The following is a 20,541-nucleotide window of genomic DNA, read 5'->3' as shown; positions in this document are numbered from 1 at the left end:
AGATAACGTTACTGTGCCGAGCCGTTTAGCCAGAAAGCAGGCTGCTTGAGCGCCTGATTGCTTAGCCAGGCCAGCGTATTGTATTGATGCTCATCAATCGCCAACAGCAGCTGTCGCCAGTTATCCTGCCATGCAGCCACGGTCGACGGATACGCGCCAGCCAGCAGCGTAACAGCGATGAGATGGCGTGCCAGACGAGGTGCTTTATCGTGATACTCATTGGGCTGACGGACATGGCTGATGGTCTCTTTCATGTTCGCTGCTATACGGCCCAACATAATATCGGCAAAGCGCTTAAATGAACCATTGAGCTTGGTCTGCGCTTTTTGATCGGTAAACGCCTGCCAGCGCTGCGTCACCAGCCAGCGCGTTAACGCCAGCTGTGTTTGTACCCACAGTGGCGTAAAGCAGATCTCCTGTGCATCGACCTGCTCGCCCGCCAGCGCCTCTTCCAGTTCGGTCAAGCTCTGACGCAGTTCACTGCTCGCTTTACGTGAAATCAACGCGCTGAACAGCGAAAAGCCCTGACGCACAATCTCCAGTGCTTCCACCACCGCATGCTGCGCATCCGCATTACCGCGTAACCAGACTTCCTCGTGATATTGCCATTGCTTCAGTCCCAGCTGGAATATTGCCACCATGGCCTGCTCTACCGTAGCTTTTGGCGCAAGCTGCAACAGCGGCACCGGTTTTACCGGCAGCGGCGCGTTGCCTTGCGCCAGTGCATAGCCACGTGCCGCTTTACTCAGGCTACCCAGACGCAGGCCCGCCAGCTGAACGAACTCTGTGGCAAACTGCAGCAGATCGTTACGCTCACCCTGTTTCAGCTCCAGTTCGATTTCATGCAGTGCTTCGCTCAGCTCGCCAGCTTTTACGTCGCCCTGATCGAGCGCCACTTCAATTTCGCTGTTGCCATAGGTCACTACCCAACGTTCACGCTGGAAATGTGTACTGAACAGCGGTTGCAGACGAGCCTGTAATGCGGCGACATCGGTACCTTGCGGCCAGATCTCTGCCGGCAGGCGGGCGATGTCGAGTTCAGGTGACGCGATGTCGACATTATATTCAGCACGCTGATGCAGCCCACCGATGCTGTCGCCCTTGCCTTTCAGCGTCATTTCATACTTTTGCTCAACGCCGCGAATACGTAATCCCATGTCCCAGCGACGCAGCTGGTGATCATCCGTTTCAAAATAGATGTTGGTCAGGGCGATCGCGGGCGCATGCTGATGCGGCCAGGCGGCAAGAAAAGCGGGCAGTTGAGCAATCGCCTGCGGCGTTGCGATGAACTTTAATTCGATTTCGATGGTCATAATTTTTTATTCACTAATTCACTGGCACGGAAAGTTTCACGAAAGAAAGAGTAATGCAGATAAGCCCTTACTGTCTCAGCTTTCTTGCGCGATCGCGAGGAGTGCCGCACCGCGCCCGAGACCAGGATAGTTCTCATTCAGATTTCTGTGAAGCGTCTCCAGACTGTGCCGTTAATTTTTCCGATCACTTGCAAAAACGAAATCGAATGAAAAAAATTACTCTTATTGCGCTCTCTTTGCTGACCTTCAGCGTTACCGTAACCGTCCATGCCAGTGAAAAACGCTACATTTCCGATGAGCTGTCAACTTGGGTTCGCAGCGGTCCCGGCGATCAGTATCGTCTGGTAGGCAAGTTGAATGCGGGCGAAGAAGTGACGCTGCTGCAAACCAACAGCAGCACTAACTATGCACAGATTCGCGATGCGCAGGGCAACACTAACTGGATCCCAATGACGCAGCTCAGCGCCGATCCCAGCCTGCGTACGCAAGTACCGATTCTGCAGCAGCAGGTTAAAGATCTTACCGACAAGCTCAACAATATCGATAACAGCTGGAATCAACGCACCGCCGAAATGCAGAAGAAAGTGGCAGGCAGCGACGGCACCATCAATGGTTTAAAAGAGCAGAATCAGAAGCTTAAAAATGAGCTGGTGGTGGCGCAGAAAAAAGTCAGCGCCGCCAATGTGCAGCTCGATGATAAGCAGCGCACCATCATCATGCAGTGGTTTATGTATGGCGGCGGGGTTGCGGGCGTTGGTCTGCTGTTGGGCCTGCTGCTGCCGCATATGATTCCACGCCGGAAGCAAAATAACCGCTGGATGAACTGAGTTAATTCGTCTGTCCGAAGCAGAGCATCATCTGATGTTCTGCTTTGCCGTGTCCGCAATGTCAGTGATTTTATGTAACAATGAGGGCATTATCTGACTTATCAGGAGAGCCCTGTGAAAACATATCTGGTCGGCGGTGCGGTCCGCGATGGCCTGCTTAATCTACCGATTAAAGACAGAGACTGGGTGGTGACAGGCACGACGCCGGAAGCGATGCTGGCAGCCGGTTATCAACAGGTTGGCCGCGATTTCCCGGTGTTTCTGCATCCAAAAACCCGCGAAGAATATGCACTGGCACGTACCGAACGCAAATCGGGCCAGGGTTATACCGGCTTTATCACCTGGTTCGCACCTGACGTCACGCTTGAGCAGGATTTACAACGCCGCGATCTGACCATTAATGCCATTGCGCAGGATAGCGACGGCAATATCATCGATCCGTTTAATGGTCGCCACGACATTCAGCAGCGCTTGCTGCGCCATGTTTCTGTCGCCTTTAATGAAGATCCGTTGCGAGTGCTGCGCGTGGCACGCTTTGCCGCACGCTTTGCGCATCTTAACTTCCGTATTGCCGATGAAACCATGGCGCTGATGCAGCACATGGCAGCCAGCGGCGAACTGGCGCATCTGACGGCTGAACGGGTGTGGAAAGAGACGGAAAGCGCGCTGCAATCGCCCAATCCTCAGGTCTTTTTCCAGGTGCTGCGCGACTGCAATGCTCTGGCCGTGCTTTTCCCTGAGATCGACAAACTCTTTGGCGTGCCGGCGCCAGCAAAATGGCATCCGGAGATCGATACTGGCGTTCATACGTTGATGACGCTGGCGATTGCTGCTCAGCTCTCACCGGAGGTCGATATCCGCTTTGCGACGCTCTGCCATGACGTCGGCAAGGCGCTGACGCCGCCGGAGAAATGGCCGAGTCATCATGGTCATGGCCTGGCAGGCGTGCCGGTGGTTGAGCAGCTTTGCCAGCGTTTGCGCGTGCCGAATCATGTTCGCGATCTCTCCCTGCTGGTCACCGAATTCCATGACATCGTGCACACGGTGGAGCGCCAGAGCAGTGAAACACTGGTCGGCCTGTTCGATCGTATTGATGCCTGGCGCAAGCCACAGCGTGTTGAGCAGATTGCCCTGACCAGCGAAGCAGATGCCCGCGGGCGCGCAACGCTGGAGAATAATCCCTATCCACAAGGTGATTATCTGCGTACGGCGTTTGGGGTGGTGCAGGCGGTATCGCCAAAAGAGGTGGTTGAAGCAGGATTTACCGGATCGGACGTCAGAGAAGAGTTGTATCGTCGCCGTATCACGGCGCTGGAAAGCTGGCGGGAAAATCAGCGGCCAGCGTAACTGGCCGCTTCAACATTACATGAAGACCATATACACCGCGGCCGCCACGATAAAGCGATAGATAGCGAACGACACAAAAGAGATGCGTTTGATCAGCTCAAGGAAGATTTTAATTGCGATCATCGCCACCACGAACGCCGTGATGAAGCCGACGGCAAACATCGGGAAATCCGCCATGGTCAGGAAGCCCATGCTCTTGTAGAGATCCAGTACCGTCGCGCCCATCATCATTGGCACCGCCAGAATGAACGAAAATTCTGATGCTGCATAACGGCTGACGCCCATCAGCATACCGCCAGAAATGGTGGCACCTGAACGGGAGAAGCCCGGCCACAGGGCCAGACACTGGAAGCATCCGATCATAAACGCCTGACGATAGGTAATATCATCAATGCCAACGGCCTTAGGCTGTTTTGGCTTGAAAAATTCCGCCACCAGCAGCAACACGCCACCGACCACCAGCGCATACATCACGTTGATCGGATTAAATAACGTTTTAATCTGATCGTGAAACACCAGGCCAATGACGACCGCGGGTACCATGCCGAGCAGAATGTGAATCAGGGTTAAATGCCCTTTTCCGGTGCCTTCATGCTTCACCTGGCCAAAATGGATGCCGATGAGCCCAAACAGGCGCCGCCAGAACATCACGACCACGGCAAGAATGGAACCCAGCTGAATCACCACCTCAAACGTTTCTGCTTTTTCGCCTTCGAAGCCCAGCAGATGGCCGACGATAATCATATGGCCGGTGGAGGAGACCGGAAGAAACTCGGTTAATCCCTCAACAACGCCCAGGATTGCTGCCACCCAAAGCTGATGAATGTCTGCCATCAAATGTCCTCTACCCTAGTTTTCAACTCACTAAAAAGGCGGTCGTTTCGCACGATACCGCCAGGAAATGTACATGTTCGGTCTGTAAACCACTCTAAGACAGACCGTACTGTGATTTGGTTTCATTGTGATGGCAATCACATTGGATTTATTTCAGATTAGTCCCGTCTCGTTCCACGCTCAATAATCACGCCCACGCTTGCTGCCTGCGCGACCGCGCCGGGTTTACTGACTTTTAGCCGCAGCCAGGGTGAAGCAAAACGCGTTTGTAACAGCGTGGCAAGTTCTTCGGCAACGCGCTCAACCAGCGCAAAACGGCCATTTGCCACGTGCGCAACGATCGCCTCCGCCACATCGGCATAGCTCAGGCAATCTTCAACCCGATCGCTGGCGGCCGCTTTACGGTTATCCCACGCCATTTCGACATCGAACACCAGCTTCTGCTGGATGTTCTGTTCCCATTCGTAAACGCCAATGGTGGTGTAAACCGTCAGCTGTTCTATAAATACAATATCCATGATACGGCTCTCTGTTTTTGCCCTCGCCGGATATCACTTCCGACAGAATATGCGTATTATCCACAGATGCTGTAAACAAAACGACCCCTACTGAACGGAACGGTTTTATGAGTGCAATCGCGCTTGGTATGATTATTTTCGCGTATCTTTGCGGCTCCATCTCCAGTGCGATCCTGGTATGCAAACTGGCTGGGCTGCCCGATCCGCGTCTCAATGGATCCGGTAATCCTGGTGCAACCAACGTATTGCGCGTGGGCGGCAAAGCGGCAGCGGTTACGGTGCTGGTGTTTGACGTGCTGAAAGGCATGCTACCAGTCTGGCTCGCCTGGAGCCTTGGCGTGACCCCGGTTTATCTGGGATTGACCGCCATTGCGGCCTGCCTTGGTCACATCTATCCGCTGTTTTTTCATTTTCGTGGCGGCAAAGGCGTTGCGACAGCGTTAGGTGCCATCGCACCCATTGGCTGGGACTTAACGGGTCTGATGGCAGGTACCTGGATATTGACCGTGCTGCTGAGCGGTTACTCTTCTTTGGGTGCCATCGTCAGTGCGCTGATCGCCCCGTTTTATGTCTGGTGGTTTAAGCCGCAGTTTACCTTTCCGGTTTCCATGCTCTCGTGCCTGATTTTGCTCAGGCATCACGACAATATTCAGCGGTTGTGGCGGGGGCAAGAAGGGAAGATCTGGAAGAAGAAGACAAAATAAAGGCGGCTTACGCCGCCTGTCATCAAATTGCTGGCAGCTCTGCCAGCGGCCAGCGAGGTCGAACGCTTACGCTCAGTTCACCGCGCGTTCCCCCTTTCAATCTGACCATACCTGCATACGCGATCATCGCGCCGTTATCGGTACAGAATTCCGGGCGCGCATAGAAGACTTCACCACCGCGTGCCTGCATGACCTCTTCCATACGCGCGCGCAACGTGCGGTTAGCGCTCACGCCGCCCGCAATAACCAGCCGTGAAAAGCCGGTTTGCTCCAGCGCACGTTTACATTTGATCGCCAGCGTATCCACCACCGCATCTTCAAAGGCGCGGGCGATATCGGCGTGCGTCTGCGTATCCGCTGCATTGCCGCGAATCGTGTTCGCCGCAAAGGTTTTCAGTCCGGAAAAGCTAAAATCCAGCCCCGGACGGTCGGTCATCGGACGCGGGAAGGTAAAGCGCCCCGCCGTGCCCTGCTGCGCCATTTTAGCCAGCAGCGGGCCGCCCGGATAATCGAGCCCTAACAACTTGGCCGTTTTATCAAAGGCTTCACCGGCGGCATCATCAATCGATTCACCCAGCAGGCTGTATTCGCCAATGCCGGTGACGCTAATCAGCTGCGTATGGCCGCCAGAAACCAACAGCGCCACAAACGGGAAATCAGGCGGGTTATCTTCCAGCATTGGCGCCAGTAAATGCCCTTCCATATGATGCACAGGCACCGCTGGCACCTGCCAGGCAAACGCCAGCGCACGTCCAACAGTAGCGCCGACCAACAGCGCGCCGACCAATCCAGGCCCGGCGGTATAGGCCACCGCATCGATATCCTGTGGCTGGCAATGTGCCTCTTTCATTGCGGCCTGAATCAGCGGCACGGTTTTGCGCACGTGATCCCGCGAGGCGAGTTCAGGCACTACGCCGCCATAATCGGCATGCAGTTTTACCTGACTATAAAGTTGATTTGCGAGCAGTCCCGCAGCATCATCGTAAATTGCGATGCCGGTTTCATCGCAGGATGTTTCTATACCTAAAATACGCATGATTTCACCTCACTCTTGCGGCGCGCAGTGTAGCACAGGCCGCTTAGCGCCCCGATCAAGATTTCCGCCGCGCACCTGAAAAAAGCCGCAGCGATGCAAAAACCACACGGAAATCGTTCACGTTTTACTGTATGATCCTCCGCCATATCAAGGGTTGCCATCGTGCAGCCGCCGCTGTTGGTTTCTTATTGTTCATGGCGCTTTACAACGCAGCCTGTGTTGGAGTAAAATTCCGCACCATTTTGAAATCAGCTGGCTGAAAACGTCAGCCGCAAAACCGAATTTATCGAGGGTAAGAGTTACATGCCGGTAATTAAAGTACGTGAAAACGAGCCGTTCGACGTAGCACTGCGTCGCTTCAAGCGTTCCTGCGAGAAAGCAGGCGTTCTGGCTGAAGTTCGTCGTCGTGAGTTTTATGAAAAACCAACGACTGAACGCAAGCGCGCTAAAGCGTCTGCTGTTAAGCGTCATGCCAAGAAACTGGCTCGCGAAAACGCACGCCGCACTCGTCTGTACTAAAAGTCGTATCGGAGGCGTCTCAGCCTCCATCGCGTTATTCACGCAGACAGAGTCAAGTTAGAGGCCGTGCTTTCCGAAAGGAAGCGCGGCTTGTTGTCGTTTAAGAGCTAAATATTTGGGGCTTATGGCAGGACGAATTCCACGCATTTTTATCAATGACTTGCTGGCGCGCGCTGATATCGTCGATCTGATCGATGCCCGCGTGAAGCTAAAAAAGCAGGGTAAAAATTACAACGCGTGTTGTCCATTCCATAACGAAAAAACGCCCTCTTTTACCGTTAACGGTGAAAAGCAGTTCTACCACTGTTTCGGCTGCGGTGCCCATGGCAATGCTATCGATTTTCTGATGAATTTCGATCGTCTTGAGTTTGTGGAAAGCATCGAAGAGTTAGCCACGCTGTATGGGCTGGAAGTGCCGTACGAAGCGGGAAATGGCCCAACTCAGCTGGAACGTCATCAGCGTCAAAGTCTCTATCAGTTGATGGAAGGATTAAGCACTTTCTATCAGCGCGCATTAACTGAAAGCGCCGCGGTTCCGGCACGCGAGTATCTCGCGCAGCGTGGCCTCAGCGATGAAGTCATCAAGCATTTTGCCATTGGCTTTGCCCCGCCCGGTTGGGATAACGCGCTCAAGCAATTTGCACGGAATAAAGAAGATCGTCAGTCGCTTATCGATGCGGGCATGTTAGTTACCAATGATCAGGGCCGCAGTTACGATCGCTTCCGTGAACGCGTGATGTTCCCGATTCGTGATAAACGCGGCAGAGTTATTGGGTTTGGTGGTCGTGTTTTAGGTGACGCCGTTCCCAAATATTTAAACTCACCTGAAACCGATATTTTCCATAAAGGCCGTCAGCTTTACGGCATGTACGAAGCGCAAAAGAACCATCCAGAACCTGCAAAACTGTTGGTTGTGGAAGGTTATATGGATGTGGTGGCGCTGGCGCAGTTTGGCGTTGATTACGCCGTAGCGTCGTTGGGTACCTCGACCACCGCCGACCACATCCAGCTACTTTTTCGCGCCACGAACCAGGTTATTTGCTGTTATGACGGCGATCGCGCCGGTCGCGAAGCTGCCTGGCGAGCATTAGAGACCGCATTACCTTACATGAATGACGGTCGTCAGCTACGCTTTATGTTTCTGCCTGACGGTGAAGATCCCGATACGCTGATTCGTAAGGAAGGCAAAGCGGCGTTTGAAGCGAGAATGGAGCATGCGATGCCCCTTTCCACGTTTCTGTTTGACTCGCTGTTGCCGCAGGTCGATCTCAGTTCCCGCGATGGTCGGGCACGTTTAAGCACGCTGGCGTTGCCGCTGCTTAATCAGATCCCTGGCGAAACGCTGCGTATTTATTTGCGTCAGGAACTGGGTAAGAAACTGGGTATTCTCGACGACAGCCAGCTCGATAAGCTGATGCCAAAACTGGCAGAAGGCGCGGTGCAGAAGCCCGCACCGCAGTTTAAGCTGACCACCATGCGCATTCTGGTGGGATTGCTGGTGCAAAACCCGAGCCTCGCGGCAGTTGTGCCATCGTTACAAGGTCTGGCGCAGTCAACCATGCCGGGTTTACCACTTTTTATTGAATTAGTGGATACCTGTAACGCGCATCCGGGATTGACTACCGGCCAGCTGCTGGAGCTGTATCGCGGAACAAATTTTAGCCAGACGCTTGAAACTCTGGCCACGTGGAACCATATGATAGTGGATGAAGAAGCTGAGGCTGTATTTCAGGATTCTCTCGCCAAAATGTATGATTCCGCCCTGGAACAGCGTCAGGAAGAGCTGATTGCACGAGACCGCACGCACGGCCTGAATGCCGAAGAGCGTCGCGAATTATGGTCTCTCAATCAGGCACTCGCTAAGAAGTAGTATTGCCAGTAGTTGTAATTAACACAGCTAGCAGTAGAAATCTGTGCGGCATCGCTATCACCGCCGCTGGCATGAAAATGGCAAGTAACATCGCCTCAAATACCGAACACCAAGCGGCTTAAGTGCCGATTTAAAAAAGGGCGTGGCCCTGCAGCCGCAACGAAAGCAGCGGCAATAAGCAAAAAGCTTTCAACTGTTATTGTCGGCTGACCTAGCTGACCCGACACCAATCAAATTAACAGAAGTGTGGATACCGTCTTATGGAGCAAAACCCGCAGTCACAGCTTAAGCTACTTGTCACCCGTGGTAAGGAGCAAGGCTATCTGACCTATGCTGAGGTCAATGACCATCTGCCGGAAGATATCGTCGACTCCGATCAGATCGAAGACATCATCCAGATGATTAACGACATGGGCATTCAGGTGGTTGAAGAAGCACCGGATGCCGACGATCTGATGCTAAATGAAAATAGCTCCGATACTGACGAAGATGCCGCGGAAGCTGCAGCCCAGGTTTTATCCAGCGTTGAATCTGAGATTGGTCGTACAACCGATCCGGTGCGCATGTACATGCGTGAAATGGGTACCGTTGAACTGTTAACACGTGAGGGCGAAATCGACATCGCCAAGCGTATTGAAGACGGTATTAACCAGGTTCAATGTTCTGTTGCTGAATATCCTGAAGCGATTACCTACCTGCTGGAGCAGTACGATCGTGTGGAAGCAGGCGAATCTCGCCTTTCCGATCTGATCACCGGTTTCGTCGATCCGAATGCAGAAGAAGATATTGCCCCTACCGCGACGCACGTTGGTTCTGAGCTTTCTGAAGCAGAACGTAACGAAAACGAAGAGGAAGATGAAGAAGATGACGACAGCTCTGATGATGATAACAGCATCGATCCTGAGCTGGCTCGTGAGAAATTCGTCGACCTGCGTACGCAGTACGAAGTAACGCGTAAAGTGATCAAAGCAAAAGGCCGCAGCCATGCTGATGCCGTCGCTGAGATCCAGAACTTATCTGACGTGTTCAAGCAGTTCCGTCTGGTTCCAAAGCAGTTTGATTACCTGGTTAACAGCATGCGTACCATGATGGATCGCGTGCGTACCCAGGAGCGTATCATTCTCAAGCTCTGCGTTGAGCAGTGCAAAATGCCAAAGAAAAACTTCATTACGCTGTTTACCGGCAATGAAACCAGCGAGACCTGGTTCAAAGCTGCTCTGGCGATGAACAAGCCATGGTCAGAAAAACTGCTTGAAGTGGCAGACGACGTACAGCGCAGCCTGCAAAAACTGCTGCAGATTGAAGAAGAGACCGGGCTGACCATCGAGCAGGTTAAGGATATCAACCGTCGCATGTCGATTGGCGAAGCGAAAGCCCGCCGCGCGAAGAAAGAGATGGTTGAAGCGAACTTGCGTCTGGTTATTTCGATTGCTAAGAAATACACCAACCGTGGCTTGCAGTTCCTTGATCTGATTCAGGAAGGCAACATCGGCCTGATGAAAGCGGTAGATAAGTTTGAATACCGCCGTGGTTACAAGTTCTCGACCTATGCAACCTGGTGGATCCGTCAGGCGATTACCCGCTCTATCGCTGACCAGGCGCGTACCATCCGTATTCCGGTACATATGATTGAGACAATTAACAAACTCAACCGTATTTCGCGCCAGATGTTGCAGGAGATGGGCCGCGAGCCGACGCCGGAAGAGCTGGCTGAACGTATGCTGATGCCGGAAGATAAGATCCGTAAGGTGCTGAAAATCGCTAAAGAGCCGATCTCTATGGAGACGCCGATTGGTGATGATGAAGATTCACATCTGGGTGATTTTATCGAAGATACCACGCTGGAACTGCCATTGGATTCTGCAACGTCAGAGAGCCTGCGCTCCGCTACCCACGATGTGCTCGCTGGCCTTACCGCTCGCGAAGCAAAAGTGCTGCGTATGCGCTTCGGTATCGATATGAACACCGACCATACGCTGGAAGAAGTGGGCAAGCAGTTTGACGTAACGCGTGAGCGTATCCGTCAGATCGAAGCAAAAGCGCTGCGTAAGCTGCGCCATCCAAGCCGCTCCGAAGTGCTGCGTAGCTTCCTTGATGATTAATCGGCCCGGCTGATTAATATAAAAACCCCGCTAACGCGGGGTTTTTTATGCCTGCCATTCAGGCAGCGCCTGATGCAATTCACCGTAGGCGCTGACCAGCTCATCCAGCGAAGCTCGGTTTAAGCCGCTGGGATTGGGCAATACCCATACTTCAGTGCGACCGATAGTTATCGCCTGCCTGCCCCACTCCACTTTGCTTTGCCGAAACGCCTTTCTGAACGCCTCCTTACCGAGGATCGCCAGCGCCGCGGGCTGATAAAGCGCGATTTTCTCCATCAGCTTCTCTCCACCTTCGCGCAACTCGGCCGTTGCCAGCTCACTGGCCTGCACCGTTGGCCGCTCAACCAGCATAGTGATGCCACAGCCGGTTTCCAGCAGCCGCATCTCCTCTTCCGGCCTCAGTTGCTCGTGTGTAAAACCCGCCTGATAAATCACCTTCCAGAAACGATTACCGCCATAAGCAAAATGAAACCCGGTATGCGCCGAAGAACTGCCAGGATTGATGCCGCAAAACAGCACGCGTAGATTGGGTTCAATAATGTCGGTGATGTGATGCTGATCCATAACGTCCGGTCTGTGTATTAACGTGCGCCGCTGAGCGGCATGAGCAGGGAATTATAGCGGGTGGTTTGGAATGTTGGGGTTTTGGAGTTTTGGAGTTTTGGAGTTTTGGAGTTTTGGAGTTTTGGAGTTTTGGAGTTTTGGAGTTTTGGAATGACAGTTCTCTGTTGTGGTGCTCTATTTGCCAAACGAGAACTATCGAGAGCAAGGTCTTTCTTGTGAAAATGTTCATCAGCTGCTGAATTGACGATACAGGGAACGTCTCGTTTTGAGCCGTTTCGCATTGTTTTTTGACACCGTTTCTTATCGGTAAGCTATTGGTTTAAAAACCAACAACCAGCATGACATTGCTGGATCGCCCTGCACAGATACATTATAATCCCGGCTCCGCTGGCCCCTTAGCTCAGTGGTTAGAGCAGGCGACTCATAATCGCTTGGTCGCTGGTTCAAGTCCAGCAGGGGCCACCAAATTTTAGCTGTTAAATCAGCACATTAAGCCACTCCGCAAGGGTGGCTTTTTTGCTTTAGGTAGTTAACTGTCCCCTTTTTGTCCCCCCGGCCTCAAGACCCGCCTACTCCGTTCCGATCAAAAGCATATACAAAATCTTATTATCAAAATTTGTTGCTAAAGGAGCATCACCTAACTGGCGTAATTTTTGAACGAATGAGGAAAAAAACTTTTGAAAAACGTTAATGTTCCTTTTGCATCAGTGAATGTGTTTGCTTAATATGACCTGTAATTAAATATTACAATTAGTTCTTTCTTTTATTTCTACACAAAGCTGAGGTTTTTATGTCTTTAAATTATATTGATTTAGACGATTCAACCAAAAAATATATGCTTAAAGAAATTGAATTTGATAAAGAAAGTAATAGTTTTTATTTAAGCAACTATCTTACAACTCAAGGTAAGGAAGTATGGCCATCTTTGCTAGAAGAAGCATCTCAACATGATGACGCATGGTTAGAGCAACAAATTCTAGGAAGAAGATTGCTTGCTACCCACTATCCTCGAAGAAAGCCTAATAGCACTGAGATGACTCAGGCTAAAGTTCCTCATACTGCTGCTCAAACTTTAGCTGAAGGTGAATTCAATCGCTTATATGCCCGCGGTCTAAGCTCAAGAGCGAAAGCAGAAGGGATCGAATTTGTTGAAGCCTATAGAGCAAGGCACTCAGAAAATCCTCGTCCTGAATCTCAAGCTATAATCGGGAAAAAGTTTAAACCTGAAGAGATTCTTGAAGACTTACGCAATAACAAAGGGGTAGACACGGCATTAGGCGTCCCTCCTGGCCCTAATTCAGGTATTACAATTAAGCTCGTTAAGTAAAGACAACTACAGGCACTTTCGGAGTTCCACTCCCTAAGTGCTTTTATGACTTCATTAATTTCAGTTTTCCCTTACTCCAATCAATACCATAATGCATTGTTTTTTATAGACTTAAAAACTTTATTTTACACTAACCACTTGATCCTAACTGGATCCTTCCTAATCACGTAAAAATCGTATACTTGAATAAAAACAGAAGTTTATGATTAATGGATGCCTTGCTCTGGATCCTTAAAACTGAAAAAAACTGAATTTCTTTTCAAAAGCTTCAGTTGGCAAATTCCTTTAGAAAGCCAGCAGCCATGCACTCTGGCCATGCCCTTTGTAAAAAAATAAAAATGAAAAATTTTTATGATCCAAAACCTGCAGGCGGGTGCGGTGTAGCGCCGATTTTGTTTGCACAGCGATTATTTTGCCGGGGCTGACGCGCAGCCAGTGCCACGCTGTGCGGATGATCTGTTAATGGCTGTCGTGCGAGATGGCTACGCATGTGCGTGGGGCAGAGTGCGGCTGAGGCGTTCTGGTGACGGGCAATAAAAAACCCGCTGTGATAGCGGGTCAGTGTGCTGGCTTATTTGCCGATGACGGGGGAATATTTCGTACTGAGTGCGGCGGCCTGCTGGCCACTCTGTGCGATGGCACTGCTGTTCGTGGGCTGGCCGGTTGAGGGGTGCGTATGGCTGGCCAGCTGGTCAGTCAGCTGCTGCACAAGCGCCACAGTATCGAGCATCAACTGGGCCACATTAATCTTCTCTGAACCAATCCACACCACCGGCGCGATAATTTCCTGACGCGTCCCGGCAATGCTCTGTCGCAGCTGGCCGATTTTTTCTGTCAGCGCCTGCCCGACTTCTATTGCCGCGCTGCCGGTGATGTCCGTTTCAGCATTGCCGCCCACTGTAATCAGCTGGCTCTGCTGCGTGGCCACGCTGTAATTGCCTGTCGTCACGTGCTGAATTGCACCGGCCATCAGTGACGCCGTTCCGATCACAGTGGTCCTGTCCGTGGCTTTGACTGTCGTTTCCCTGCTGACCAGCTCACGCGTTTCCATATCGGCTTTTACTTCCCGGCTCATGGACGTTTCACGGATAGCCTGATCGGTCTGGCGTTCCCAGTCTCCCGCCTGTGTTACCCGCTGTGATACTTCCGCGCGCTGCTGCTGCAGCTGCTCGCCCGGCTTCACGTCCGGCAGGCTGGTCCCACCCGGCATGGTCTGGCGCACGAACGGCTTGTCCGGGCGCCCGCCGGTAAAACCGACCTCAACGAGCGTACCCTCTGGCGGAAACTGAAACATGCCGGAATCATTACCGGCCATCGGAACGGGCAGCGGCACGGCAGGATAAACCGGCGTGCTGCCGTCCGGATTGCCGTCAGCGTCCAGCAGTTGCAGATCGACGGCATAGCGCGGCCTGAAGGGGTCCGCAAAGTTTCCGCTTTTAACCGCCTCGGATGGGGCAACAACACGCGCCATTTTCGGCAGGTGCAGGCCGCTGGCCAGCTCCGGATAATGGCTTTCAACCTGACGCTGTACCGGTGTTTTCTGCAGCGGCTGGCCTGTTGTGCGGTTTCGCGGCGTCCAGGTGATTGTCATGGTGTCGCTGTTCAGCTGCACCTTTGTCACGCGCTGGCCGTTCACCTCCACGCCCGGACGCAGTGACTGGATCACAGGTACGGTCATCGTATTGCCACCGGCAGTGGACTGGCTGAACTCCGGCGGAATATCCACCGGCTTACCGGCAAACAGCGCCTTTTCAGCGCCACCCAGATACATACTGCCATCGGGCAGCTGATACCAGATGTAATCGGCAATCCCAAAAGCGCGCCCCAGACTGGCCAGCAGCTGAAATCCTGTGCCGCTGTGCGTGAAGTGCGGGATCGGCCTGTCGCTGTAATCTGCCTGCGGCACGGTGACGGTCAGGCCGCTGTGTTCTTCCAGCCAGGCGGCAATCTGGCGAAGCGTTGGGTGCTGAAATGCGCACGGCCAGGCACGATCAAACACGCCGCACAGCTCACGGATGAAAAGACGCTGATAGCCGGTGTCCGAAGGCTGCGAGCGCTCCACGTACCCGGTGAACCAGCGCAGCAGCCGGTCAGGGTAGCCGGTATCAATGCGGACCATTTTGCCGGTGTAATCAGTGCTGGTCTTTGCCGTGATGAAGCCACGGCCACAGCTGCTAAGCTCCAGCACCAGAGCGGCATCAGTCAGATGCACTTCGAAAGCGTCTTTTGAATGTAAGGCAGAAGACATCAAAGTGCTGGGTAAGGTTGTTGCTCGCACCGAATATCTGTAAGGCAGGATATGGCTGTAAGTAAATTAGCCAATGGGAAATGGCAGGCTCAGGTTTTCCCAAACGGGCGCGATGGTAAACGCATCCGCCGCCAGTTTGTGACCAAAGGCGAAGCCCTGTCTTTTGAGAAGCACATCAAAGATCAGGCGCAGGATAAACCTTGGTTGGGTGAAAAGACGGATAAGAGGCGCGTTATCGACTTAGTTGAACTCTGGTTCAACGCGCATGGCATAACCCTTGCTGATGGAGAGAAGCGTCGGAGCACAATGGCGTTTGCTTGCGAGGCAATGGGCAATCCCCTTGCGACTGAGTTTAACGCCAGGGGTTTTTCTGCTTACCGTGAGCAGCGGTTAAGCGGAAAGATTACCCGCTCCACGAGAGTTAAGACGGTCACTCCGCGAACAGTTAACCTTGAGCTGGCGTATTTTCGTGCGGTGTTTAACGAGCTGCGACGCCTTGATGAATGGAAAGCCCCGAATCCGTTGGAGAACATCAGGGAATTTAAAATCGGTGAGTCAGAAATGGCATATCTCACCACCGATGAAATCCGTGTGCTACTGGCTGAGTGCGATAAAAGCCGCTCTCAAGATTTGACGGCAATCGTCAAAATCTGCCTGGCTACAGGCGCGCGCTGGAGTGAGGCGGAAGGCCTTAAGGGAAATCAAGTTCGGGCGGGTCAGATCATTTATGTGAAAACTAAAGGCAAGAAAAACCGGGCGGTGCCGATAACAGAAAAATTACTGGCAGAATTGCCTGTTAGCCGCAAAACGCAGCCCCTTTTCACGCCATGCTACTCGGCGTTCAGAAAGGCTATGCAGCGGGCTGGAATTGAAACGCCAGCCGGACAGCTAACGCATGTGCTGCGTCACACTTTCGCGTCACATTTCATGATGAATGGTGGAAATATTCTTGTGCTTCAGCGGATACTGGTACATACAGATATCAAGGTTACAATGCGTTATGCGCACTTTGCTCCAGATCACCTATCCGAAGCGATGTTACTCAACCCCTTAATTCAAACTGAAAAATAATGTCAACATGAATGGAGAATATAAACTGAGGTTATTACCCCCAAATAGATCAGTAAATAAAGTCTAAATTTCAGACTTATTAAACCTTACATAACTAAGTCTCATTAGCCCAGTCATGAAATAAAAGGAGTTGTTATGATTGAATCACTTAAATTAGCTAACGTTGCAACCTATGATAACGATGGAATCGTAATTAACAATCTTAAAGAAATAAATTTCTTTTATGGTGCTAATGGATGCGGAAAAACTACTGCATCAAATTACCTTTCTGACACCTCGCTAGAAAAATATCATAACTGCAGTATTACCTGGAGAAACAACCAGCCACTATCAACTTTAGTTTATAACAAGGAGTTTAGAGATAAAAACTTTTCAAGTAGTGATATTGCTGGCGTGTTTACGCTAGGGGAAGCAACGACAGAACAATTAGCGGAAATAAAATTTAAGAAATCAGAGCAAGAGGAGTTCGAAAAACAGTTAACTGCTTATACAAAAGATCATTTATCAAAAACAACAGAACAAGACACTCTTAGCACCGAATTTACAGACAAGTGCTGGTCCCTCTTTAAAAAGTATGAAGTAGATTTCAAAGAAGCTTTCAAAGGGTTTCAGAAAAAAGATTTATTCAAATCAAAAATAATTAGATTACATACTGAAAATGAAAATTTAAACGACACCTGCGATTATGACACTCTAAAAAATAGAAGCTTAACAATTTTAGGCGAAAAGCCACAGCTTTATAATTTATTAATAAATATCGAATTTGAAGAGATTGATGTCACAGAGTCAAATTCAATATGGAAAGAAATCATTACTGGTAAACATGATGTGGATATAGCAGGTTTGATTGAATCATTAAGTTGCCAAGATTGGGTTAACCATGGGCGGAGATACATTAACTCCAGTAAAACATGTCCCTTCTGTCAGAAAGATACTATTGACGATGAATTTAAATTTAAGATTGAACAATTTTTTGACAAATCATATGAACTCAAGATCAAGACTATAAAGAATCTTGCATTTGATTATCATCAGCAATCATCTCAAATATTAAGGATATTAAAAAGCACATTGCAACAAGAGAAAGAAAACATCAATTCTAAGTTAGATGCTGATGAATTAGGGCTAACGCTAACAATATTAGAGAGCCAGATTTCTACCAATTTGATGGCTATAAATAATAAACTTGAAAAACCTAGTGAAAAAGTGGAGTTAACTTCAACTAAAAAAACCTTAGAAGTTATCATCAACTTATTTCATAAAGCAAATAGTCAAATAATCGATCACAATAAGATTGTGACCAATTATGAACTGGAAAGAGAACTGTTTATAAAAGACACCTGGCTATTTTTAACTGCGGAATTTAAAGATGAAGTTTCGTTTTTCATTAGAAAACACAAGGGAGTCAGCAAAGCTGCTGAAGCACTAAAATATAAAATCCATGAATGCAAAATTAAAATTGAAAGTAAGAAAGCAGAAATAACCATATTAAGTAGAAATACAACTAGTGTTCAACCAGCAGTTAATGAAATAAATAGAACACTGAAAGCTTATGGATTTATAAACTTTGAAATTTTACCTTCTGAGAGGTTAGAAAATCATTATGTGATTAAACGTCAGAATGGTGATTTAGCTTTTGAATCATTAAGTGAAGGTGAAGTTACCTTTATAACCTTCCTATATTTTGTTCAGTTAGCTAATGGGGCAGCAAAGCAGGATGATATTACTCAAAATAGAGTAGTAGTGATTGACGACCCAATCTCAAGTTTAGATAGTAATGTATTATATATTGTAAGCGCAATTGTAAAGGGAATGATCAGTAGCGTCAAAACTGGTTCTTCAATAAAACAAATTCTTTTGTTTACTCATAACATTTATTTTCATAAAGAAGCATCTTTCCAAAATGGTCGTTCTAATGGGTGTAATAAAACACACTTCTGGATTATCAGAAAATCAAACAATCGAACTTCCCTTAATTTCCACGAGCAAAAAAACCCTATAAACTCCGCGTATGAATTAATGTGGAAAGAGTTGAAAGATAGAAGGCACAGATCTGGCATCTCAACTCCGAATATAATGAGAAGAATCCTTGAAAACTATTTCAAGATTCTAGGCAAACTAAGTGATGAGGATATCGTTACTAAGTTCGAAAGAAATGAAGAACAAAAAATATGCCTATCCCTTTTACATTGGATTAATGACGGTTCGCACTGTATTCCTGACGACCTTTTTATTCAAACCATCGACGATCAGATTGAAGTGTATTTGAGGGTTTTCAAAAATATATTTATAAAATCTGGCCATGAGTCCCACTATGTTATGATGATGGCTGGAGATGAACTTTATGAAGGCGAACATCAAAATCTAAATGAAGCGGATCAAATTTATTCTAATGTTGTGGTAGGAAGCTAATTTATTTAATGAAATATCTTTCTTATGAATTTTTGACTGTATACATTTCACTATAGGATATGAGTAAAACCGACCCATCATCCATCTTAAGAGTACGCTTGGCTTGGCTTGGCTTGGCTTGGCTTGGCTTGGCTTGGCTTGGCTTGGCTTGGCTTGGCAGCAAAGTGGCAGCAGAGCGCAACGCTATGCGCCACTTTTCATCACTATCCGGCCTAAAGAAAACATAAAAATCAGTAAGTTAATGATTTCACTTGATTCACGATCGGACTCATAATCGCTTGGTCGCTGGTTCAAGTCCAGCAGGGGCCACCAAATTTTAGCTGTTAAATCAGAATATTAAGCCACTCCGCGAGGGTGGCTTTTTATTGCCTAAAATTTATAGCTGTGGGTTCATTGATATATTAATTAATCCCCTCCGCCATGCGGATAAATTCTCTTACGCTATGCACTCGTGGAGCGCTGGTGATGTCTGGTTGCGGCCGTTGCGTTTGGAATAGTAGAGATTTTTGTCGGCGGCGGAGATCAGGCCGTTGATGGCGCTGATGCGATCTTTACCGGATAACCGATGCTGACAGGCGATACCAATACTTACGGTGATATTCACCGTATTACCCTGCAGCACAAACTTTTCCTGTTCTATCGCCTGCCGAATGGATTCTGCGTGATGCCAGAGCGCTTCACGATCGACATTGAAAAATACCGCCACAAACTCTTCGCCGCCAAACCGGCACAGCAGGCCGCGATCGCCCACGACGTTACGTAATCGTTGCGCCAGTTCTTCCAGCACCGCATCACCGGCATCATGGCCGAAGCTGTCATTGATCGATTTAAAATAGTCGATATCAATGATCATTACCCCAGCGCGCTGGCAGCTGGCAATTTCCCGGCCGCGCAGCTGTTCATACAATCCGGATCGCGACAGTAGACGCGTGAGAAAGTCGTAGTCGGCACGCAGCGCCAACTGATGATTAAGCCGCCGAATGGCATCCATGCTGACAGAAACGATAAACGGTCCGATGGCCAGCGTGGCGACGCCCAGTCGGGCCGACATCAGATGACTAAGCGGCAGGCTACTGTCGCCGCCCTGAATAGTAATGATGCCATCAACCACCAGGATAATTTCTGTGATGCCGGTAATCAGCATCAGCAGCGTGGTCGCCACGATCGGCAACCTGATGGCACACCAAATCATTGCCGGTAGCGGAAAGGAAAGACTACCAGCGCCGCCAATCATCGCGCTGGCGCAAACAGAGAGGATCAAGGCGATAACCGGCAGCACCATTTTGGTCGAAATTACGGCGCGGGAGAGCGTGGTCTGTCGTTTGAGCGTCAGTAAAAAAGGCAGCAGCAGCACGCCGGTTGAAAACTGTTCGCTGAACCAGTCACTCCACGCGGTGATGAGTTTCTCATTCATGCCTTCGCCCTGCGCCAGTGCGCCCCAGCTAGCGCAGCTGATGGACGCTATCAGGCAGGCAGCAAAGATGCGCATCGCTTTGCCGACACGTAAGGCATTGCCGTCCTGAGCAGGCGGCGAAGCCAGCAGTATAGCGGCGGCTACAAAGACAAAAAGAATATTGGCGAAGTTGATGGTGAAAGCGCCGCCGGTCCAGCCGGAGAAGATGGTGTCGTTGAGCACCATCGCGGTGTAACAGACGAAATAGTTTCTGGTGCGATGCAGCCACGGGAAGCGCACGATAATGCCGGTCAAAAGCGCATTTACCGGCCAGAATAGCGAAAGCTCCTGCGGCATACGTAAGTGACTGCCAACAAAGCAGAATAGCGCGGTAGTGACAAATAATGTCATAGCCGAACTTATTTCACGTTTTTCATCCAGCCACTTTACGCACAT

At 49.9% G+C, this 20,541-nt stretch carries 16 protein-coding genes and 1 tRNA gene; 10 read left to right on the top strand and 7 right to left on the bottom strand.

Going from position 1 to position 20,541, the window contains the following annotated elements; all coding sequences use genetic code 11:
- Positions 1 to 8: 8 nt before the first annotated feature.
- Positions 9 to 1,313 (bottom strand): CYTH domain-containing protein, encoded by a 1,305-nt coding sequence (locus tag EM595_RS02670; protein WP_067427612.1) that lies wholly within the window; start codon positions 1,311 to 1,313, stop codon positions 9 to 11.
- A gap of 206 nt (positions 1,314 to 1,519) precedes the next feature.
- On the opposite strand from EM595_RS02670, the gene EM595_RS02665 reads away from it, so the two are divergent.
- Together EM595_RS02665 and EM595_RS02660 are read left to right on the top strand one after the other, a co-directional pair.
- Complete coding sequence (locus EM595_RS02665; protein WP_067427610.1) at positions 1,520 to 2,140, top strand: TIGR04211 family SH3 domain-containing protein; 621 nt, start codon at positions 1,520 to 1,522, stop codon at positions 2,138 to 2,140.
- Positions 2,141 to 2,254: 114 nt separating this feature from the next.
- A complete protein-coding gene (locus tag EM595_RS02660) occupies positions 2,255 to 3,487 on the top strand; it encodes a multifunctional CCA addition/repair protein (RefSeq protein ID WP_067427608.1) in 1,233 nt (410 codons plus the stop codon).
- A 15-nt stretch (positions 3,488 to 3,502) separates the two neighbouring features.
- Here EM595_RS02660 and bacA read toward each other — a convergent pair whose 3' ends face one another.
- Positions 3,503 to 4,321 carry an undecaprenyl-diphosphate phosphatase gene (bacA, locus tag EM595_RS02655; RefSeq protein WP_067427606.1) on the bottom strand — a complete coding sequence of 273 codons (819 nt, stop codon included), beginning with the start codon at positions 4,319 to 4,321 and terminating at the stop codon, positions 3,503 to 3,505.
- A 158-nt stretch (positions 4,322 to 4,479) separates the two neighbouring features.
- Positions 4,480 to 4,839, bottom strand: a complete 360-nt coding sequence (folB, locus tag EM595_RS02650; protein ID WP_067427604.1) for a bifunctional dihydroneopterin aldolase/7,8-dihydroneopterin epimerase — start codon at positions 4,837 to 4,839, stop codon at positions 4,480 to 4,482.
- A gap of 107 nt (positions 4,840 to 4,946) precedes the next feature.
- On the opposite strand from folB, the gene plsY reads away from it, so the two are divergent.
- A complete protein-coding gene (gene plsY, locus EM595_RS02645; protein ID WP_067427602.1) occupies positions 4,947 to 5,543 on the top strand; it encodes a glycerol-3-phosphate 1-O-acyltransferase PlsY in 597 nt (198 codons plus the stop codon).
- Positions 5,544 to 5,565: 22 nt separating this feature from the next.
- On the opposite strand, the gene tsaD is transcribed toward plsY, so the two are convergent.
- Entirely contained in the window at positions 5,566 to 6,579 is a 1,014-nt protein-coding gene (gene tsaD, locus EM595_RS02640; RefSeq protein WP_067427600.1) for a tRNA (adenosine(37)-N6)-threonylcarbamoyltransferase complex transferase subunit TsaD, read from the bottom strand.
- Positions 6,580 to 6,882: 303 nt separating this feature from the next.
- Between tsaD and rpsU the strand changes: the two genes are divergently transcribed.
- The 3 genes from rpsU (at position 6,883) to rpoD (ending at position 11,070) form a co-directional block, all read left to right on the top strand.
- Positions 6,883 to 7,098: a 30S ribosomal protein S21 gene (gene rpsU, locus EM595_RS02635; RefSeq protein WP_001144069.1), complete on the top strand. Its 216-nt coding sequence runs from the start codon at positions 6,883 to 6,885 to the stop codon at positions 7,096 to 7,098.
- 124 nt (positions 7,099 to 7,222) lie between these two features.
- On the top strand, positions 7,223 to 8,968 hold the full coding sequence (dnaG, locus tag EM595_RS02630; protein ID WP_067435095.1) for a DNA primase: 1,746 nt from the start codon (positions 7,223 to 7,225) through the stop codon (positions 8,966 to 8,968).
- A 260-nt stretch (positions 8,969 to 9,228) separates the two neighbouring features.
- A complete protein-coding gene (gene rpoD / locus EM595_RS02625) occupies positions 9,229 to 11,070 on the top strand; it encodes an RNA polymerase sigma factor RpoD (RefSeq protein ID WP_067427599.1) in 1,842 nt (613 codons plus the stop codon).
- Positions 11,071 to 11,115: 45 nt separating this feature from the next.
- Here rpoD and mug read toward each other — a convergent pair whose 3' ends face one another.
- Positions 11,116 to 11,634: a G/U mismatch-specific DNA glycosylase gene (mug, locus tag EM595_RS02620; protein ID WP_067427597.1), complete on the bottom strand. Its 519-nt coding sequence runs from the start codon at positions 11,632 to 11,634 to the stop codon at positions 11,116 to 11,118.
- A gap of 389 nt (positions 11,635 to 12,023) precedes the next feature.
- On the opposite strand from mug, the gene EM595_RS02615 reads away from it, so the two are divergent.
- Both EM595_RS02615 and EM595_RS02610 read left to right on the top strand, forming a co-directional pair.
- Positions 12,024 to 12,099, top strand: a tRNA-Ile gene (locus EM595_RS02615).
- A gap of 325 nt (positions 12,100 to 12,424) precedes the next feature.
- Positions 12,425 to 12,961, top strand: a complete 537-nt coding sequence (locus tag EM595_RS02610) for a hypothetical protein (protein WP_067427595.1) — start codon at positions 12,425 to 12,427, stop codon at positions 12,959 to 12,961.
- A gap of 571 nt (positions 12,962 to 13,532) precedes the next feature.
- Here EM595_RS02610 and EM595_RS02605 read toward each other — a convergent pair.
- The gene (locus tag EM595_RS02605; RefSeq protein WP_067427593.1) at positions 13,533 to 15,209 is read right to left on the bottom strand and encodes a hypothetical protein; all 1,677 of its coding nucleotides are present in this window, start codon (positions 15,207 to 15,209) and stop codon (positions 13,533 to 13,535) included.
- 51 nt (positions 15,210 to 15,260) lie between these two features.
- Between EM595_RS02605 and EM595_RS02600 the strand changes: the two genes are divergently transcribed.
- Positions 15,261 to 16,280, top strand: a complete 1,020-nt coding sequence (locus EM595_RS02600) for a phage integrase (RefSeq protein WP_067427591.1) — start codon at positions 15,261 to 15,263, stop codon at positions 16,278 to 16,280.
- A 135-nt stretch (positions 16,281 to 16,415) separates the two neighbouring features.
- On the top strand, positions 16,416 to 18,692 hold the full coding sequence (locus tag EM595_RS02595) for an AAA family ATPase (protein ID WP_067427589.1): 2,277 nt from the start codon (positions 16,416 to 16,418) through the stop codon (positions 18,690 to 18,692).
- A gap of 436 nt (positions 18,693 to 19,128) precedes the next feature.
- Here EM595_RS02595 and EM595_RS02590 read toward each other — a convergent pair whose 3' ends face one another.
- The gene (locus EM595_RS02590) at positions 19,129 to 20,541 is read right to left on the bottom strand and encodes a GGDEF domain-containing protein (RefSeq protein ID WP_067427587.1); all 1,413 of its coding nucleotides are present in this window, start codon (positions 20,539 to 20,541) and stop codon (positions 19,129 to 19,131) included.

Source organism: Duffyella gerundensis, from assembly GCF_001517405.1.
Taxonomy (GTDB): Bacteria; Pseudomonadota; Gammaproteobacteria; order Enterobacterales; family Enterobacteriaceae; genus Duffyella; species Duffyella gerundensis.
Note: the sequence above shows the minus strand (reverse complement) of the source record. Positions and strands in the feature narration are given on the sequence as shown.